Consider the following 19,172-nt stretch of genomic DNA (forward strand, 5'->3'; position numbering starts at 1 on the left):
CCCCTGCTCCGCAACGCGCGGGGCAGGGGGCTTCTCTGTTGTGCTTCTCTGTTGTGCTGCGGCTCAGACCCGGGTCAGATCACGCCGTCGGCCAGCGTGGTCGGGTTGCCGAAGCGGTGGTTCGTGATCGACACGGCCTGCTCGTGCAGGAACGGCAGCATCTCGACGCGGCCGGCACCGGTCACGGCGTGCGACCAGACCGCCACATCGGGGCTTCCGTCGAGCGCCTCGTGCAGCGCTGCGGCGTCGCCACCGACCAGACGCACGCGGTGCCACGAGTCCGCCGCCTTCGCGTAGCGCTTGGTCCATGCGGCATCCGACTCGTGCTTGACGGTGACGCCGTGCGCACGAAGCGCCTTCTCGATGCGCGAGGGCAGGGCCGGAGCCGAGACCGTGAACGGGCTGCCGCTGCGCAGGGCGGCGGCGAGCACACGGATGCCGTCGACGAGCGGGGCGTGCTCGGCGATACGCACGTCGACCGCGACCGGACGGTAGCGGAAGAGGTTTCGCTCGACTCCGAGGCCGGACTTGTCGCTCACGGCGCCGAACTCGTCGACCCAGGCGCGCTCGTCGGATGCCGCGGCGCGCTGCAGCCAGTCCGCCTCGACGGCATCGACCTCGGCCGCCGCGGCGTCGAGCAGCGCGCCGACCGCGGGGACGACGGCGGCACCGGCTGCGACCGCCGGAAGCTCCGCCGGGGCCCACTCGCCCAGCCCGAAGAGGTAGTTCGGTCCACCCGCCTTGGCTCCGGCGCCGACGGCCGAGCGCTTCCAGCCGCCGAACGGCTGCCGCTGCACGATCGCCCCGGTGATGCCACGGTTCACGTACAGGTTGCCGGCCTCGACCCGGTCGAGCCAGGTGGCGACCTCATCGGAATCGAGCGAGTGGATGCCGGCGGTGAGGCCGTAGTCCACCGCGTTCTGCAGGCGCAGGGCCTCATCCAGGTCCTTGGCGTGCATGATGCCGAGCACCGGGCCGAAGAACTCGGTCAGGTGGAAGTACGAGCCCTCCCGCACACCGGTCTTCACACCCGGAGTCCACTGCTTGCCCTCATCGTCGAGCTTGCGGGGCTTCACCAGCCAGCGCTCCCCCTTCTCCAGCTTCGTGAGCGCCGTGAGGAGTTTGCCGTTCGCCGGCTCGATGATCGGGCCCATCTGCGTCGCCGGGTCGTCGGGGAGCCCGACCCGCATCGAGGTCACGGCATCCACCAGCTGACGCTCGAACCGCTTCGAGTCGGCGACCGACCCGACGAGGATCGCCAGTGATGCCGCGGAGCACTTCTGCCCGGCGTGCCCGAATGCACTGCGGGCCACATCAGCGGCCGCGAGATCGAGGTCGGCGGACGGGGTCACGATGATCGCGTTCTTGCCGCTCGTCTCCGCGAGGAGCGGGAGGTCGGAGCGGAACGAGCGGAACAGCTGCGCCGTCTCGTACGCACCCGTGAGGATCACGCGGTCCACCGCGGGACCGGCGACCAGGCGCGTGCCCAGGTCGCGGGAAGCGAGGTCGACGAGCGCGAGCAGATCGCGCGGCACACCGGCGGCCCACAGCGCCTCGACCATCACGGCACCGCAGCGCTGGGTGAGCTTCGCGGGCTTGATGATCACGGCAGATCCCGAGGCCAGACCCGCGAGCACACCACCGGCGGGGATCGCGACCGGGAAGTTCCACGGCGGCGTGACCACGGTGACCTTCGACGGCATGAACTCGGCGCCCGAGACGGTCTCGAGGTCCTTGGCGCGCTCGGCGTAGTAGTGAGCGAAGTCGATGGCCTCGCTGATCTCGGGGTCGGACTCGGCGATGGTCTTGCCCGCCTCATGGGCCATGATCTCGATGAGCTGTCCCCGGCGCGCGGCGAGCTCGTCTCCGGCACGGTGCAGCACGGCGGCACGATCGGCGGCCGGCAGCGCCGCCCATTTCTCGGCGGCGGCGGTGGCGGCGTCGAAGATGCCGTCGAGTTCGGCATCCGTCTCGACCTTGGCGATCGCGATGGTGTCGAGGCCCAGCGTCGATCCGACCGAGCGGCCGAGGATCTCGCGACCCCAGGCACGGTTCGCGGCGATCGCGGGGTCGGTGTCGGCCTGGTTCTCGAAGCCCGTCGTCGTCCCCTGGGCGACCTCTGCCGTGCGGTCCTGCACGCGGTGCGATGCCGGGACGAACTCCGGCTCGTCGGTCGCGAGCGCGGCGAGCGAGCGCTCGAAGCGCTCCCGCTCCCGGGTGAGGAGCGTCGGGTTGGAGGCCAGCTCGAACACCGCCGACATGAAGTTCTCGGGGCTGGCGTTCTCTTCGAGGCGGCGCACCAAGTAGGCGATCGCGACGTCGAACTCGGCCGGGTTCACGACCGGCGTGTAGAGCAGCAGGCGGCCGACGTCCTTGCGGACGGCCTCAGCCTGGCCGGTCGCCATGCCCAGCAGCATCTCGTACTCGACGAGCGGGTCGGCACTGTCAGGGTCAGCGACCCCGCGCGCCTGCGCGAGCAGCCAGGTGTAGGCGATGTCGAACAGGTTGTGGCCCGCGACGCCGATACGCACGGCATCCAGTCGCTCGGGGGTCATCGCCCAGTCGAGCACCCGCTTGTAGTTGGTGTCGGAGTCCTGCTTGGTGCCGTAGGTCGCGAGCGGCCAGCCGTGGATCGCGGCGTCCACTTCTTCCATCGCGAGGTTCGCGCCCTTGACGACACGCACCTTGATGGGCGCCCCGCCTTTCGCGCGGCGGGCCGTGGCCCACTCCTGCAGGTGCTGCATGGCACCGAGGGCATCGGGCAGGTAGGCCTGCAGCACGATGCCGGCCTCGAGGTTCTCGAGGCCCGGCTGGTCGAGGATGCTCGTGAAGGCCGCGATCGTCAGGTCGAGGTCGCGGTACTCCTCCATGTCGAGGTTGATGAACTTGGCCTTGCCCGGCGCCCCTTTCGCCGCTCTGCTGGACGCCTCGGCCTTCGCGGCGAGTTCGTAGAGCGGGGTCAGCTTCTCGACGACATCCGCCACGGCCTCGTCGAACGACCACATCGACAGCTGGCTCACGACGCTGGAGACCTTGATCGAGACGTAGTCGACGTCGTCGCGGGCCAGGAAGTCGCGCGTGCCCTGCAGACGGTGCCCGGCCTCGCGCTCGCCGAGCACGGCCTCGCCGAGCAGGTTGAGGTTGAGGCGGTTGCCGCTCTTGCGGAGCTTCGCGATGGCCGGGCCGAGCTTGGCGGGGGTCGCATCCAACACGAGGTGCCCGACCATGGCGCGCAGCACGCGGCGCGAGATCGGCACGACCACGCCGGGGAGCTTCGGCGCCCAGAAGCCGCCGGTCTTGATCGCGGCGCGCAGGTATCCGGGCAGAAGTGTCGGCGTGATCTCCGAGATCTCGGCGAGCTTGCGGCCGGCGACGCGCAGGTCTTCCGGACGCATGACGCCGTCGACGAAGCCGACCGTGAAGGCGAGTCCGTTCGGGTCCTTGAGCACCTCGGACAGACGCTGCGCGGCCGGCTCGACGGGGTGGGTCTCACTCTCGACGAGCCAGCGCTGCACGAGGGCGGCGACGTCTTCGGTACGGGGGATGGTGGTGTCGGCGGCGACAGGCATCGGTGGGACCTTCCAAGAGAGCGCACACCGGGGTTTCGTGTGCGGCTGGATTATTGTCCTTCCCCTCGGTAGGCTCCGTCTATCAACCGATTCGAGTGAATTCTGTTCACTCAAACTGAACGAACGGAACGGCCGTGCTCGACGTCAACCGATTGCGGATGCTCGTCGAGCTGTCCCGCCGCGGAACCCTCTCTGCGGTCGCCGACGCCCTGTCCTACAGCAAGGCCTCGGTGTCGCAGCAGCTGAGCGCGCTCGAGCGCGATGTGGGCGTGCCGCTGCTGCGCCGAGTCGGCCGCGGCGTGCAGTTCACACCACAGGGAAGCGTGCTGGTCACGCAGGCCATCGGCATCCTCGATCAGCTCGAGCACGCCGAGGTCGCGGTCGCCGAGTCGCTCACCGAGGTGACGGGCACCGCGCGCATCGCCGTGTTCCAGTCGACCGCGCACTCCCTGCTGCCGCGCGCGCTCGAGTCCCTCAGGGAGCGGCATCCGGCGCTTCGGGTCGAGGTCACCGAGTGCGACCCGGAGACCGGGCTGGTCGGAGTGTCCAGCCGCGACTTCGACCTGATCCTCGCCGAGCAGTATCCGGGGCGCACGCGCCCGATCCACGCCGACCTCGACCGGGTGGTGCTCGCCCACGATGCGATCGCACTGGCCCGGCAGCCCGGAGCGCCTCGGCACGCGGATGCCCTCGCGGAGCTCTGGTCGACCCGCGACGAGCCCTGGGTGCTCGAGCCTGCCGGCACGGCATCCCGCGCCTGGGCCGAGGAGCTCTGCCGCACAGCGGGGTTCGAGCCCGACGTGCGCTTCGAGATCGCCGACCTCACGGCGCACGTGCGCCTGATCCACGCCGGGCTCGCGGTCGGGCTGCTGCCCGAACTCGTGTGGGCCGGCGACACCCCGACCGTCGATCTGGCGCCGCTTCCCCACGAGCCGCGCCGCGAGATCTTCTCCTCGGCACGGAAGGTCTCGGCCGCCGCCCCGTCCATTCGTGCGGTGCGCAGCGCACTTGCGGACGCCGCCTCGCACAACCTGCCCGTCTAGCGCGACGCAGAACACCGCAACACTCGGGAATATGCATGCACATGCATCTGTTCTGTCCCGTGTACCCGGACGAAGGAGTCCGATCCACTCCTTCCGAAAGGCACTTCCGTGAGCACTCCTGTGATCGACCGCACCGCCCCGACCGAGCACCCCGTCCTCGACGTCCTCGCCGGCCGCTGGAGCCCCCGCGCCTTCGACGCGCAGAACTCGATCGACGAGGCCAAGCTCGCCACCGCCCTCGAGGCCGCCCGCTGGAGCCCGTCCGCCAACAACTCGCAGCCGTGGCGCTTCATCGTCGCCCGCCGCGGCACCGCCCTGCACGCCCAGGTCACCGGCGCACTGATGGGCTTCAACCAGGCATGGGCCGGTAACGCCGCCGTGCTCGTGGTCGCGATCGCCGAGACGGCAGCGGCCGACGGCACCCCCATCACCCACGCGCTCTACGACCTCGGTCAGGCCGTCGCGCACTTCTCGGTGCAGGCCCACCACGACGGCCTCGTCGTGCACCAGATGAGCGGCTTCGACCCGGAGGTCGTCCGCGAGTTCGCCGACCTCGAGCCCCGCTTCGTGCCGACCACGGTCTTCGCCGTCGGCGAGTTCGGTGACGTGACCGCGCTCCCCGAGGTGCTGCAGGAGCGCGAGGTCGCCCCGCGCGTGCGTCGCCCGATCGACGAGACGGTCGTCCTCAGCGCCTGACCCGCACCACAGGACTTCTGCCGACGGGGCCTCCGGATTGTCCGGGGGCCCCGTTAGCGTGTCCGGATGGACCTTCTCCGCATCACCGGCGCGCGGACGAACAACCTCCGCGACGTCTCCGTCGACGTTCCCAAGAAGCTGCTGACCGTCTTCACCGGCGTCTCCGGATCAGGCAAGTCGTCGCTGGTACTCGACACGATCGCCGCCGAGGCGCAGCGGCTCGTCAACGACTCCTACTCGACCTTCATCCGTGCGCGGCTGCCGCAGATGCCGGCGCCCGACGTGCAGTCCATGGACGGTCTGACCTTCACGGTGCTGATCGACCAGCGCCGGTTCACGGGCAACGCGCGCTCGACGGTGGCGACCGCGACCGACCTGGCCTCGCTCGTGCGCCTGGTCTTCTCCCGTGTCGGTGAGCCGTCGGCCGGGTACTCCCCCGCCTATTCGTTCAACGATCCGTCCGGCATGTGCCCGACCTGCGAGGGGCTCGGCACGGTGTACGACATCGACATCGACGCGCTGATCGACCCCGAGAAGAACATCGATGAGGGGCCGGTCCGGTTCAGCCTGTTCCGCCCGGGTGTGTATCGGTGGAAGCGGTTCGCCTACTGCGGGCTGTTCGACCGCCAGAAGCCGCTGAAGGACTACACGGCCGAGGAGATGGACCAGTTCCTCTACGCCGACAAGCTCAAGCTCGACGATCCGGATCCGCGGTTCCCGCAGAGCGCCCGGTTCGACGGCGTGATCACCCGCATGCGCGATGTGTTCCTGAAGCAGCGCCCGGTGAAGATGTCGGCGCCGGTGCGTGAAGAGCTCGACCGGCTCGTGACCCACCACACCTGCCCGGACTGCCACGGTGCGCGGGTGAACGAAGCGGCGCGCGCGAGCCTCGTCGACGGACGATCGATCGTGGACTGGATGCGGATGCCGGTGGCCGAGCTGCATGCGCTGCTCGACGCCTTCGACGACCCTCGGGTGGCGCCGGCGGTCGAGGGCATCCGTCATGTGCTCGATGCTCTGCTCTCGGTCGGCCTCGGCTACCTGACGCTGGACCGCGAATCGTCGACACTGTCCGGCGGCGAGGCGCAGCGCGTCAAGATCGTGCGGCACCTCGGCAGCGCCCTGACCGACGTGACCTACGTGTTCGATGAGCCGAGCACCGGGCTGCACCCCGCCGATATCCAGCGCCTCGTCGCCCTGCTGCAGCGGCTGCGCGATGCGGGCAACACGATCCTCGTCGTCGAGCACCACCCGCAGGTGATCGCGGTCGCCGACCATGTGGTCGACCTCGGGCCGGGTGCGGGATCCGCCGGTGGCGCCGTGCAGTTCGAGGGCACGCCCGCAGCATTGCGCGGCAGCGACACTCTCACGGGGCGCGTGCTCGCCGAGCCCTTGACGATCCGTCAGGCGGCGCGGCAACCCTCGGGTCGCATCACCGTGAAGGATGCACGCTCGCACAACCTGCGCGGGTTCGACGTCGATGTCCCGCTCGGCGTGCTCACCGCGATCACGGGGGTCGCGGGTTCGGGCAAGAGCTCCTTCGCCACCGTGGAGCTGCCGCGCCAGCATCCGGATTTCACGGTCGTCGGGCAAGACCCGCTGCGTGGCGGAGCGCGGTCGACGACACTGAGCATCCTGCGCATCGCCGACACGGTGCGCGGGGTGTTCGCGGCCGCGTCGGGCCTGGACCCTTCGTGGTTCAGCTTCAACTCGCGCGGGGCCTGCCCCACCTGCCGCGGGCGCGGGCACATCACGACCGAGCTCGCGTTCCTCGACGACGTCTCGCTGCCCTGCGACGCGTGCGGCGGCCTACGTTTCAACCCGAAGGCGCTGGGCGTGCAGGTCGACGGCGCCTCGATCGCCGATGTCCTGGCGTCGACTCCGGCCGAGGTCAGTACGCTGTTCTCCGCGCATCCCGACGTGGTCGAGGCCCTGGACTGGGTACAGCGCACCGGGCTGCATTACATCCCGGTCGGACGTTCGCTCGACACCCTCTCGGGAGGTGAGAAGCAGCGGCTGCTCCTCGCCCGGCATCTCAGTGATCCGCGGCGCGACTCCACCGACCGGATCATCCTCGACGAGCCCACTTCCGGACTGCACCCCACCGACGTCGACACGATCAACACCCTCTTCGACGACCTGCTCGACGACGGTGCGACCCTGGTGGTCGTCGAACACAACCTGCGGGTGGTCGCGCGCGCGGATCATGTCATCGACGTCGGCCCCGGCGCCGGATCGGACGGCGGCCGGCTGGTCTTCGCCGGCACTCCGACGGAGATCGTGCGCGACTCCGCTTCGCTCACCGGCCGAGCCCTCGCGACGGCCTCCCGACCCTGACCCCCGAGGTCTGAGCGCGCGGCCGGATCGCAGAACGACGCAGTGGGGATTTGTGAGGAGCGCGGCGCGATGCTCCGACCTACAATCGTCGGCATCGCAATCCAGCGCAGGGTCAAGTCGGTCGAACAGTCGATGGCCGAGACGCACGACGAGAGACGCTCCCTGAAACGCTCCCTGGGCGTATGGGACGTCGCTGTCATGGGTGTCGCGGTCGCCGTCGGTGCGGGCATCTTCTCGTTCGGTGCCGAGGCGTCTGCGCGGCACGCTGGTCCGGCCGTCATCGTCTCGTTCATCATCGCCGCCGCCGTGTGCGCGCTCGCGATCCTCTGCTACGCCGAGTTCGCCTCCTCGATCCCGGTGGCGGGCTCCGCCTACACGTTCACCTATTCCACGCTCGGCGAGTTCCTCGCGTGGATCATCGGCTGGGACCTGATCCTCGAGATGCTCATGGCGTCGGCCGGGATCGCGAAGTACTGGGGTGTCTACCTCGGGGATGCGGTGTCGCTGTTCGACCTCGAGATCCCGATGACCCTCCAGATCGGGCCGCTCGGCTTCGACTGGGGTCCCGTCGTGATCGTCGCGATCTTCACGCTGCTGCTCGCCCTCGGCACGCAGCTGTCCAGCCGGGTCAACAGCGTGTTCACCGTGATCAAGGTCGCGATCGTGCTGTTCGTCATCGTCGTCGGCCTGTTCTTCATCAACGGCGCCAACTACTCCCCGTTCGTGCCGCCGGCACAGGAGGGCGCGGCCTCCGAGAGCGTCTGGACGCAGTCCGCTGTTCTCTTTCCTGACCGGCTCCGACCCCACGATCTACGGCGTGTTCGGCATCCTCAGCGGCGCGGCCCTCGCGTTCTTCGCGTTCATCGACTTCGACGTGGTCGCCACGAGCGCCGAGGAGACCAAGGACCCCAAGCGCACCGTTCACCGCGGCATCATCCTCGGGCTCGTGATCGTGACCGTGCTGTACGTGCTGGTCGCGATCGTCATCACCGGCATGGTCTCGTACACCGAGCTCGCGAAGCTCGACGAGCCCTCGCTGGTGAACGCGTTCGAGCTGGTCGGGGCGACGTGGGCGGCGCAGGTGATCGCCATCGGCAGCCTCGTCGGTCTGACCACGGTGGTGATGGTGCTGCTGATGGGCCTCGCGCGCGTCGTGTTCGCGATGAGCCGCGACGGCCTGCTCCCGCGCTCACTGAGCGTGACGGACGCGAAGCGCGGCACCCCGATCCGCATCCAGCTCATCGTGGGCGTCGTGATCGCGATCATCGCCGGCCTCACGGATGTGCAGGTGCTGGGCGACATGATCAACATCGGAACCCTGTCGGCCTTCGTGCTGGTGAGCATCGGTGTGCCGATCCTCCGCAAGACCCGGCCCGACCTGGAGCGCCCGTTCACGGTGCCGTTCTCGCCGTGGCTGCCGTGGATCTCGGCGCTCGCCTGCTTCTGGCTGATGCTGAACCTCAGCACCGAGACCTGGGTGCGCTTCGCCATCTGGCTCGCGCTCGGCCTGGTGATCTACTTCGCGTACTCGCGGCGGCACTCGCTGATCGGGCTAGAGCTCGAGAAGGATGCGCTCGGCGGGTTGCACCGCCCACCGCTGCAGTAGCCGGCGCCCACCGCTACCGTCAAACGCGCGCCACCCGGCCGGCTTTCGACTTGCACGCGAGGAGCTTCGGCGATGGTTTGGCGAGCCCAAAGGACCAGTTCGCGCAGGAGCATATCGATACTCCAGAACTCTCCTCGCACAACCCTCGCCGGTAGACCACCGAGCGAATTAGCCTCACAGGACCGTGATAAGCCACGGCCGGAAGCACCCGCTTCAAGCCCCGAAGGAGGACAACATGCAACAACTCGTCGAACGCGTACTGACTCTGAAGATCGATGAGATCAAGAGAGTCGAGATGGACTGCTGCGTCGTCGTCGATTGATGGCGCAGCTACACGAGATACGGATAACAAGGAGAAGAACATGGACAAGCTGATCGATCAGATCCTCGCCGACAAGCGCACCGAAGCAAAGAACGCAGAGACAAGCTGCTGCGCCGCCCCCACGCCGGACAAGCTCTGAGCTACAGGAGGTAAGGAATGACGCCCCGACGATTCCCGCTCGACCCGGACTACGCCACGACGGTGATGGATCGCATCGACGATCTGAACCGTGACACCGTCGAGCAGCAGTTCGTCGAGTGTCTCAAGTTCCTCGCCATCACCTCATCGACCTCCGGGAGGCGAATCGCCGTCATCCCGGAGGTCGATCGGGTCTGGCACGAACTGATCCTCCAGACGATGTCCTACGAACATCTCTGCTCAGAACTTCCGGGGAAGCAATTCCTGCACCACGAGTCCATAAGCCCGAGCGGGTACTACGAGCGCGTGGGCGATCGGGAGTTCGTGCGCGAGTTCATCCAGTGGATCCCCGACTACGTCCAGAACTTCGGCCCCTTCACAGCACGCAGCGCCGCGCTCTGGACCGTCGCGAACTTCCTGGAGACCGAGATGGGCATGTCGCTATCCGAAATCAATCGTTTCGGGCGCGACGAGGAGGCCGAGGTACTACTTCCGCAAGATTCGCCCTGGCTGCTCCTCGGCACCCAGACCCGCATCTCGCCGCTTCTCGATGCAGCCGCCGCGGACTAGCGGTTCGAGCCGACCGGTGGGCTCGACCTCGTTCGTCCTGGACTCTCCCCCCGGCGGCAGCTTCGCCCTGCCCGACCAAACCCCCTCGCCTAACTTCCGGCGAGCGATCCTCGATCGCATGCACGCCCTGTCCTGGAACCGCTATCCGACGATCCCGCCTGACATCCTGCGGCGGACGCCGTGGGACTTCTCGCGGTACGGCGCATCAACCATCTTCGGCCGCGGGGGTGAGCCGGTGCTGCTCGACGCACTCCGGGCCTCCGGCGCCCACCGAATGATCGTTCCCGAACACTCCTATCCCGGCTACGCGCGAATATGCGGCGTCATTGGCGCCCGGCTCGACACCTATGGCGACGCAGCCCAGCTGCAGGAGCTGTCAACGGCTCCTGCAGCTGTCGACACCGTCCTTGTGGTCACAGAGCCAGGCAATCCTCTGGAGATCGCGCGGCCGCGGCTCGCGGTCGGAGCGCTGACTCCGCGGCTGCACATGCTCGTCGATGCGGCCTACGCCGTGCCCTACGGGCGCGCATTCCGAAGTACCGTCCGCTGGTGGATCGCGCGCGGCGCGGCCGTGTGCTTCACCCTGTCGAAAATGGCGTGCTTCGCTGGTGCACGATTCGGCGGAGTGGTACGCCCGCGAGGTGCGTTCCCCGGCATGAACCAGGACCAACGGTTCTGGGATGTGTTCTCCACGGCCCTGATGGATGCGTTCGGCGATCCGCAGGTCATCGCGACCGCCCTCGCCCTCAGCCGCGCGCAAGAGGCGGTCGGCGACTCGCTCGCCCGGCTCCTCGAAGCGGCGCGTATCCCGGTCGTCGGTCGCGGCGGAGGCTGCTTTGCCACGGTGGCTGCGGCGCACATCACCCCTGACGTGCGCCGTCTGCTCAGCGCGAAGGACTTCGACGGAACGTGGACGCGTATCGACGCAACCGTCAGGAACATCGACCGACTGAAGGCCCACCTGTGAGACCCAACGGATTCCGGAGCGACATCGTCCGGGTTCTCAAGCACGCGACCCCGATGATGTTGGCGCAGGTCATCCCGCTCGGGGCGTCATTCGCGCTGATCGCGGTAGCGCTTGCGCTCGGTCGAGCCGACTTCGCAGCGATCATCGGAACGACCGCGACGATCAGCGGGCTCGGCACCCTGATTAACGTCGGCGTCGGGATCGGCACCCTGCGCGAGCTCGCCGTCGCCCGCACCGACGGGGGCCTGATCACCTCCGCGATAGCGACGAATCTGCGACTCGCGTCGGCAGTGTCGTTCATCGTGATCGCGGTGAGCGCCGCAACCGCCGTCACGCTCAGCCTCGCAACGCCGCATAGCTCGGACCTCGTGGTCGCGCTCTGGATCGCGTTGATCCTCCAGCTTCCCGCCAATGCCCTGTCTTCGCACACCAGTGTGCTCGCCGCCGCCTTTCAACATCTCGGGCGCGAGAAGGACAACCTCGTCATCACGCTCACGCGCACGCTCATCGGCCTGGCGATCGGCCTCGCGATCGTCGTCTTCGTGTCCGATCCGCTCGCCGCCATCGCGCTGCAGTCGGCGCTCGCCTCGCTCATGGTCATCGCCATGCTCTGGGAACGTCGGCGGCGACTGCTCCGAGCCGGAGTGCACGTTCGCATCCTCCGCACCCCCGACTTCGCGCTTCGCCGCATCGGCGACCGCATCCTCAATTCCCTCGACGGCGCGGTCTTCATGGTGCTCTTCATGGTCGCGCAGCTGGTCGCGGCCAGCATCTCCGTCGAGGTCGCCGCCCAGGTCGCCGCCGGCGTCGCGCTCTGCCGCACCATCATCATCCCGCTGAAGATGATCGGTCAGACCGCCGGAAGGATGACCCTGCAGGATCGCGCTCGGGAGCCGAGGTACCGGGTGGCGTCCTACGGCGTCGTCGGCATCTTCGTCGTCCCCCTCGCGCTGTCCCTCATCCTGCTCTCCGCGTTCGGCCTGAGCCCGGTGGGCGATCCGGTGCTGGGGCTCCTCATCGCTCTGCAGCTGCTGCTCGAGCCGTTCTCCGGATCCCTGTTCGCCTACATGAAGGTCACCTTCGGCGCCACAGCCGGACTGCTCGGGCTGATCCTCACCTATCTGGTTCTCGCGCCTGTCGCGCTGCTCATCTGCAGGTTCATAGCCCCGAGCGCGGTAGGCCTGTGGGCCGCTCTGCTTCTCGTCAGGCTCCTCTTCAGCGTCGCGAACCTGGCTGCCCTCCGGACGCTCCTTCGCTCACAGCAGCGCGCGACCACCCTCCCGAAATGAAGGAGAACTCACGCCGGGAAGGATGCTCTGCAGCATCCGCTCCTTCATAGCGTGAGTTCTCCTTCAGGACGTGCGACGGGTGCGCGGGTGAAGAGGGAACAACTCAGTCGTCGAGCAGCTCCGCCTCGATCACGTCGTCATCATCGTCATCCTCCGGCGCGGGCTCGGGCGTCGTCGACGTGAGCACGAGGCCCGCACCGTCGGCGCCCACATCGACCCGCACAGTGTCGCCGTCGCGCACACCGCCCGAGAGCAGCGCGGTCGCGAGCTTGTTCTGCACCTCGCTCTGGATGAGGCGGCGCAGCGGCCGGGCACCGAACATCGGGTCGTACCCGCGCTCGGCGAGCCACGACCGGGCATCCGGCGTCACGGCGAGCGTGAGTCGTCGGTCCTTCAGGCGGTCGTGCAGCTGATCGACCGAGAGTTCGACGATCTGCGCGAGGTCGTCTTCAGTCAGAGCCGAGAACATCACGATGTCGTCGAGACGGTTCAGGAACTCCGGGCGGAACGCCTGTCGCACGAGCGCCATCACCTGCTCCCGCTTGGCCTCGGGCGACAGCACCGGATCGATGAGAATCGGCGAGCCGAGGTTCGACGTGAGGATCAGGATGACGTTCGAGAAGTCGACGGTACGACCCTGTCCGTCGGTCAGACGACCGTCGTCGAGCACCTGCAGCAAGATGTCGAACACCTCGGGGTGGGCCTTCTCGACCTCGTCGAGCAGGATCACGCTGTAGGGGCGACGCCGCACGGCCTCGGTCAGCTGACCGCCCTGCTCGTAGCCGATGTATCCAGGAGGTGCGCCGACGAGCCGCGATACCGAGTGCTTCTCGCCGTACTCCGACATGTCGATGCGCACCATGGAGTGCTCGTCGTCGAACAGGAACTGCGCCAGCGCCTTGGCCAGCTCGGTCTTGCCGACACCGGTCGGTCCGAGGAACAGGAACGAGCCGGTCGGTCGGCCGGGGTCGCTGATGCCCGCACGCGAGCGGCGCACGGCATCCGACACCGCCTTCACGGCATCCTTCTGCCCGATCAGCCGCTTGCCGAGCTCGCTCTCGAGGTGCAGGAGCTTCTCGCTCTCGCCCTGCAGCAGGCGCCCGACGGGGATGCCGGTCCACGCGGCGATCACCGCGGCGATGTCTTCCTCGGTGACCTGCTCGTTGACCATGCGCGGCTCGGCGGGCGTCGCGGCCTCGGCCTGCTCGGCCTCGGCGATGTCGCGCTCCAGGCGCTTGATGGTCTCGTACTCCAGCTTCGAGGCCTTCGTGTAGTCGGCGTTGCGCATGGCGAGGTCGCGCTGCGTGATCGCGTCGTCGAGCTGCTTCTTGAGCTCGCCGACCCGGTTCAGGCCCTGACGCTCGCGCGCCCACCGGGCCTCGAGCCCCGCGAGCTCTTTCTCCATGCCGACGAGCTGCTCGCGCAGAGCACCGAGGCGCTCCTTCGAGGCGGCATCCTTCTCGCGCTTAAGTGCCAGCTCCTCCAACTTCAGGCGGTCGACCTGGCGCTTGAGCTGGTCGATCTCGACCGGCGACGAGTCGATCTCCATCTTGAGCCGAGACATCGACTCGTCGATCAGGTCGATCGCCTTGTCGGGCAGCTGGCGCGCGGGAAGGTACCGGTTCGAGAGCGCGGCAGCGGCGACGAGGGCGCTGTCCGAGATCGTGACTCCGTGGTGCGCCTCGTAGCGCCCCTTGAGCCCGCGGAGGATCGCGATGGTGTCCTCGACCGTGGGCTCGCCGACGTACACCTGCTGGAAGCGGCGCTCGAGCGCGGCATCCTTCTCGATGAACTCGCGGTACTCGTTGAGCGTGGTCGCGCCGATCAGCCGCAGTTCACCGCGGGCCAGCATCGGCTTGAGCATGTTGGAGGCCGCGACCGATCCCTCGCCACCGCCCGCACCCATCAGCACGTGCAGCTCGTCGATGAACGTGATGACCTGGCCCTCGGATTCGGTGATCTCCTTGAGGACCTGCTTCAGCCGCTCTTCGAACTGGCCGCGGTACATCGCGCCGGCCACGAGGGCCGAGATGTCGAGCGTGACCAGCTCCTTGCCCTTGAGCGACTCGGCGACGTCGCCCGCGACGATGCGCTGGGCGAGGCCCTCGACGACGGCGGTCTTGCCGACGCCGGGCTCTCCGATCAGCACGGGGTTGTTCTTCGTGCGTCGGGTGAGGACCTGACTGACTCGCCGGATCTCGCTGTCGCGTCCGATCACGGGGTCGAGCTTGCCCTCGCGGGCACGGTCGGTGAGGTTGATGCCGAACTGCTCGAGGGCGGACTGCTGGTCTTGGTTCTGGTTGCCGGTCTGCGGGTTGCTCATGCGCTCCTCCTGGAGATGCTCCTTCTGGTCGTCTCCCGCCTGCCAGGTCGGAAGACGGGATCAAAGTTGAGTGTTGTTGACTCAAGTTTAGCACTCGCCGAGATTCTCCTCCAGCCCGAGGCTCCCGTCAGCGCTCCCGTACGACGGCGTCCCAGATCGCGGCCGCGACCGCACGTTTCGAACCGGATGCCGCGCCGGCATCCACCCCGCCCGGGCCGAGGATGTGCACGGCGTTCTCGGCGCTCTCGAACCCGCGCTCCCACCCGACCTCGTTCACGACGAGCAGGTCGACGCCCTTGCGCTGCTGCTTGCGGCGAGCGCGGGCGAGCAGCTCGGCCTCATCCTCGGGCGTCTCGGCGGCGAAGGCGATGACCAGCTGGCCGGGATGTCGCGCCGAGGCGAGAGCGGCGACGATGTCCTCGTTCTCGATCAGCTCGATGGTCGGCACTCCCCCGGCCTCCTTGGTGAGCTTGCGGTCCGAGACCTCCACCGGCCGGTAGTCCGCCACGGCCGCCGCCATCACGACCACATCGGCGGCTGCGGCATCGCGCTTCATCGCTTCGGCGAGCTCCGCAGCCGCACCGACGGGGACGATGCGGATCGACGGATGCCGCACCTCGGCGAGCACGTCACCGGCGATGTTCGCGGCGACCAGGGTCACCTCGGCCCCGCGGGCGGCGGCCTCAGCGGCGAGGGCTGCCCCCTGCCTGCCACTGGACCGGTTGCCGAGGAAACGCACGGGGTCGATCGGCTCGCGCGTGCCACCGGCCGAGACGACGACCCGCACCCCGGCGAGGTCGCCGGGTGCCAGCAGCGCCTGGGCAGCGGCGAAGATCTCCTCGGGCTCCGACATCCGCCCGGGTCCGCTGTCGCCGCCCGCGAGCTCGCCGTCAGCGGGGCCGACGATGTGCACGCCGCGCTCCCGCAGCGTCGCGATGTTCGCCTGCGTGGCCTTGTTCCGCCACATCTCCGCGTGCATGGCGGGCGCGAGCAGCACCGGCGCCTCGGTGGCGAGCAAGGTCGTGCCGAGGAGGTCGTCGGCGAGACCGGCGGTGATCTTGGCGATCGAGTTCGCGGTCGCCGGCGCCACGATCACGAGTTCGGCGGCCTGCCCGAGAGCCACGTGCCGCACCTTGGCCACGTCTTCGTGCACGCTCGTGGTGACCGGGTGGCGACTGATCGCCTCCCACGTCGGCAGCCCGACGAAGCGCAGCGCATCCTCGGTGGGCACCACGGTCACGTCGTGCCCGCCCTTCGTGAGCAGGCGCACGAGGTGCACCGTCTTGTACGCGGCGATGCCGCCCGTGACTCCGACGACGATGTTCACGTCTCGATTCTGCCTCAGCATCCGCCACCGCGGGGCCTACGTCGGAATCCTCGACCTAGACTTGCACCCGTGTGCACGGTCGTGATCGATGTCGAGGATGCCGGTGTCGCGAGGCTTCTGGCGGTGCGTGACGAAGACCCGCAGCGGGAGTGGGATGCCCTCGGCCCCTGGTGGCCGGAGCAGCATCCGGGCGTGATCGGCATCCGGGATCGACGTGCGGGCGGAGCCTGGCTCGCCGCGAACCCTGCGGAACGGCGGCTGGCGGTGCTGCTGAATCGCGCCGACGTGCGCGACCTCCCCGACACTCAGGCGGTCTCGCGAGGATCCCTCGCACTGGAATCGGTTATGGGCCGCTCCCCCGTCGCCCCGCTCCCCATGCACGGCTTCAACCTGCTGGAGGTCGGACCCGAGGGGGCGCGAGTGCTGTCGTGGGACGGCCTCGACCTGAGTGAGACACGCATCACCCCCGGCACGCACATGATCGCGCACGACGACCTCGACGATGAGGCGACCCCGCGGATCACCGCCTGGCTGCCGGAGTTCCGCGCTCTGGGCCCGACGGCCGACCTCGAGGACTGGGCCGGCGAATGGACAGCGCTCCTCGCGGCCTCCGCCGAGCTCTCGCCCGAGGACGACCGCGCGATCATCCGCGACAACCGCCCGCACGGATACCCCACGCAGTCGCTGTTGTATGCGACGGCATCCGTCACCCCCACAGGGCTCGAGGTGCGCGATCACGCGCTCCCGTCGCCGGCGCACTGGAGCGCCTGAGCGCACGTTCCGCGCATCCCGCGGTGCGGGCAACGCACGCGCCACACCGAGGACTGCGTAGTCATTCTTGGCCTCCGCGCGGTCTAGCATGGGAAGCCCGGCACGGAAGAGGAGGGCCCATGCCGCCGAAGTCCCGCGGTGTGACCAGCGTCGACGTCGCCCGAGCGGCCGGTGTGTCGCAGACGACGGTGTCACGCATCGTCAACGGCCATGAGGGCGTGTCCGAGCGGGTGCGCGCCAAGGTCGAGGCGGCGATCCAGCAGCTCGACTACCGCCCCAACCTCAGCGCCCGCAGTCTCGTCACCAGCCGCACGCAGACGATCGGGGTCGTGCTCGGCGACCCGCGCAACAGCTACTACGCCGAACTGCTGCACACGATCAGCGACGATCTCAATCGCGCCGGATACCGGGCGCTCATCCTCAGCGGTCGCGCCGACACCACCGAAGACCTCGCGCGGACCTTGCGGGAGACGAACGTCGACGGCGTCATCCTCACGACGACGCTGCTCTCCCCCGATGACGAGGGTCGCATCGTGTCGCTCGGCGTCCCCGCGGTGACGATGGGCCCCGGCGCCGTGCCCGACAACGACTCGATCTCGCCCGACAACGTCGACGGAGGGCGCATCGCGGGCCGTCATCTGGCATCCCTCGGGCATCGACGCATCGGAGTGATCGCCGGTCCGCTCGGCACGACCTCCGTCCGCGATCGTCACGAAGGCTTCCTGTCGGAGCTCGAGGCGGCCGGGATCGTGTTCGACCCCTCGCTCCTGGACGTCGCCGACCTCGACTACACCAGGGCCTTCGAGGCAGCGACCCGCCTGCTGCAGCTGCCCGAACCGCCGACCGCGCTCTTCTGCCACAACGACCTCGTGGCCTTCGGCGCCCTGAACGCCGCGAAGGCGCTCGGAATCGGCGTGCCGGACGAGGTGTCGGTGCTCGGCTTCGACGATGTGGCGATGTCGTCGTGGCAGGCGTTCGATCTCACGACGGTGCGCCAGCCGATCCTGGACATGGCGCACGGGGCCGTCGAGCTGCTGCTCGCGCGTCTCGCGGCACCGGAACAGGATGCCGCGCATGTGCTGCTGCCCTGCTCCCTGGTCGAGCGTTCCACCACCCGAGCGCTCTGACCGGAGCGGCCTTCCTCCGCCGTCGCTCAGGCCGCCGGCGCCGCCGAAACCACCGAATCCGTCGCGCACGAGAACCGCGCGCGGTAGGCCGTGGGCGTGAGTCCGAGGACCCTCGCGAAGTTCTGCCGGAGCACCGCCGCCGAGCCGAAGCCGCACTCGTCGGCGATGTGATCGAGCGGGAGGTCGGTGCGCTCCAGCATCCGCTGCGCGTGGATGATGCGCTGGCGTGCGAGCCACGCGGCGGGCGTCGCGCCGTACTCGGCCTTGAAGCGGCGGGCGAAGGTGCGCGGCGACATCAGCGCCCTGGCGGCGAGCTGATCGACACCGAGGTCGTCGCGGAGGTGCTCGACGGCCCAGTCGGCGACCGCGGCGAGCGAGTCCGTGGGCACCACGGGGATCGGACGGTCGATGAACTGCGCTTGGCCGCCGTCACGCTGCGGCGGCACCACCATGCGGCGCGCGATGCGGTTCGTGAGCTCGGCACCCACCTCCTGGCGGAGCAGGTGCAGGCAGGCATCGATGCCGGCGGCGGTGCCGGCGCTGGTGATGATCTTCCCGTCCTGCACGAAGAGCACGTCGGGGTCGATGTCGATCTTCGGGTACATGTCGGCCATGACGTGGGCGTACATCCAGTGCGTCGTCGCCCGACGTCCGTCGAGCACGCCGGCGGCGGCGAGGATGAAGGACCCGCTGCAGACGCTCATCACCCAGGCGCCGCGCTCGACCGCGTGTCGCGCGACATCGAGCAGGAGCGGGTCGATGTCGCCCCAGCGCTCGCGGGGCACCGGGCAGAAAACCACGAGGTCGGCTTCGTACGCGAAGGCCAGGTCGTGTTCGACGTTGACGGAGAAGCCGATCTTCGACTGCACGACACCCGCCTGCGGGGCGACGATGCGGAAGTCGAAGTTGGGCACGCCGTCGCTGGATCGATCGAGTCCGAACGCTTCGCAGGCGACGCCGAACTCGAACGGCGCGAATCCGTCCTGGATGACGCAGGCGACTGTCTTCATGAACACTCCCGGTTGGCAGTTTTCGTACGATGATAGTCGATTCTGCCACTCGTGACAGTTCGGCATCGAACGTAGCG

General features: G+C 68.7%; 12 protein-coding genes and 1 pseudogene. 9 read left to right on the forward strand and 4 right to left on the reverse strand.

Annotated features, from left to right (window positions below):
- Nucleotides 1-74: 74 nt before the first annotated feature.
- Nucleotides 75-3,569, reverse strand: a complete 3,495-nt coding sequence (locus BQ2383_RS07240; protein ID WP_091031826.1) for a bifunctional proline dehydrogenase/L-glutamate gamma-semialdehyde dehydrogenase — start codon at nt 3,567-3,569, stop codon at nt 75-77.
- A gap of 134 nt (nt 3,570-3,703) precedes the next feature.
- Here BQ2383_RS07240 and BQ2383_RS07245 point away from each other — a divergent pair, with 134 nt between their 5' ends.
- The 7 genes and pseudogenes from BQ2383_RS07245 (at nt 3,704) to BQ2383_RS07275 (ending at nt 12,537) form a co-directional block, all read left to right on the forward strand.
- On the forward strand, nt 3,704-4,612 hold the full coding sequence (locus BQ2383_RS07245) for a LysR substrate-binding domain-containing protein (protein ID WP_091031829.1): 909 nt from the start codon (nt 3,704-3,706) through the stop codon (nt 4,610-4,612).
- Between the two features lie 108 nt (nt 4,613-4,720).
- Nucleotides 4,721-5,308 (forward strand): nitroreductase family protein, encoded by a 588-nt coding sequence (locus tag BQ2383_RS07250; protein ID WP_091031833.1) that lies wholly within the window; start codon nt 4,721-4,723, stop codon nt 5,306-5,308.
- Nucleotides 5,309-5,374: 66 nt separating this feature from the next.
- Complete coding sequence (locus BQ2383_RS07255) at nt 5,375-7,645, forward strand: ATP-binding cassette domain-containing protein (RefSeq protein WP_208617634.1); 2,271 nt, start codon at nt 5,375-5,377, stop codon at nt 7,643-7,645.
- Nucleotides 7,646-7,714: 69 nt separating this feature from the next.
- Nucleotides 7,715-9,251: pseudogene (locus BQ2383_RS07260) on the forward strand (APC family permease).
- A 526-nt stretch (nt 9,252-9,777) separates the two neighbouring features.
- On the forward strand, nt 9,778-10,281 hold the full coding sequence (locus BQ2383_RS19315) for a hypothetical protein (RefSeq protein ID WP_167381556.1): 504 nt from the start codon (nt 9,778-9,780) through the stop codon (nt 10,279-10,281).
- Nucleotides 10,262-11,248: an aminotransferase class I/II-fold pyridoxal phosphate-dependent enzyme gene (locus tag BQ2383_RS07270; RefSeq protein WP_140403314.1), complete on the forward strand. Its 987-nt coding sequence runs from the start codon at nt 10,262-10,264 to the stop codon at nt 11,246-11,248. Before BQ2383_RS19315 ends, BQ2383_RS07270 begins: the two co-directional genes overlap by 20 nt.
- Nucleotides 11,245-12,537: a hypothetical protein gene (locus BQ2383_RS07275; RefSeq protein WP_091031844.1), complete on the forward strand. Its 1,293-nt coding sequence runs from the start codon at nt 11,245-11,247 to the stop codon at nt 12,535-12,537. The genes BQ2383_RS07270 and BQ2383_RS07275 overlap by 4 nt, the downstream gene beginning before the upstream one ends.
- Before the next feature lie 103 nt (nt 12,538-12,640).
- Here the strand turns inward: BQ2383_RS07275 and BQ2383_RS07280 are convergent, their stop codons facing one another.
- Nucleotides 12,641-14,860: an ATP-dependent Clp protease ATP-binding subunit gene (locus BQ2383_RS07280; RefSeq protein ID WP_091031848.1), complete on the reverse strand. Its 2,220-nt coding sequence runs from the start codon at nt 14,858-14,860 to the stop codon at nt 12,641-12,643.
- A gap of 127 nt (nt 14,861-14,987) precedes the next feature.
- Nucleotides 14,988-16,187 (reverse strand): bifunctional phosphopantothenoylcysteine decarboxylase/phosphopantothenate--cysteine ligase CoaBC, encoded by a 1,200-nt coding sequence (coaBC, locus tag BQ2383_RS07285; protein WP_091032296.1) that lies wholly within the window; start codon nt 16,185-16,187, stop codon nt 14,988-14,990.
- 69 nt (nt 16,188-16,256) lie between these two features.
- Here coaBC and BQ2383_RS07290 point away from each other — a divergent pair, with 69 nt between their 5' ends.
- Both BQ2383_RS07290 and BQ2383_RS07295 read left to right on the forward strand, forming a co-directional pair.
- Entirely contained in the window at nt 16,257-16,958 is a 702-nt protein-coding gene (locus tag BQ2383_RS07290; protein WP_091031851.1) for an NRDE family protein, read from the forward strand.
- Nucleotides 16,959-17,077: 119 nt separating this feature from the next.
- Nucleotides 17,078-18,085 carry a LacI family DNA-binding transcriptional regulator gene (locus BQ2383_RS07295; protein ID WP_091031856.1) on the forward strand — a complete coding sequence of 336 codons (1,008 nt, stop codon included), beginning with the start codon at nt 17,078-17,080 and terminating at the stop codon, nt 18,083-18,085.
- A gap of 26 nt (nt 18,086-18,111) precedes the next feature.
- Here BQ2383_RS07295 and BQ2383_RS07300 read toward each other — a convergent pair whose 3' ends face one another.
- Complete coding sequence (locus BQ2383_RS07300; protein WP_091032299.1) at nt 18,112-19,095, reverse strand: GlxA family transcriptional regulator; 984 nt, start codon at nt 19,093-19,095, stop codon at nt 18,112-18,114.
- Between the last annotated feature and the right edge of the window lie 77 nt (nt 19,096-19,172).

Source organism: Microbacterium oxydans (assembly GCF_900095745.1).
Classification (GTDB): Bacteria; Actinomycetota; Actinomycetes; order Actinomycetales; family Microbacteriaceae; genus Microbacterium; species Microbacterium oxydans_B.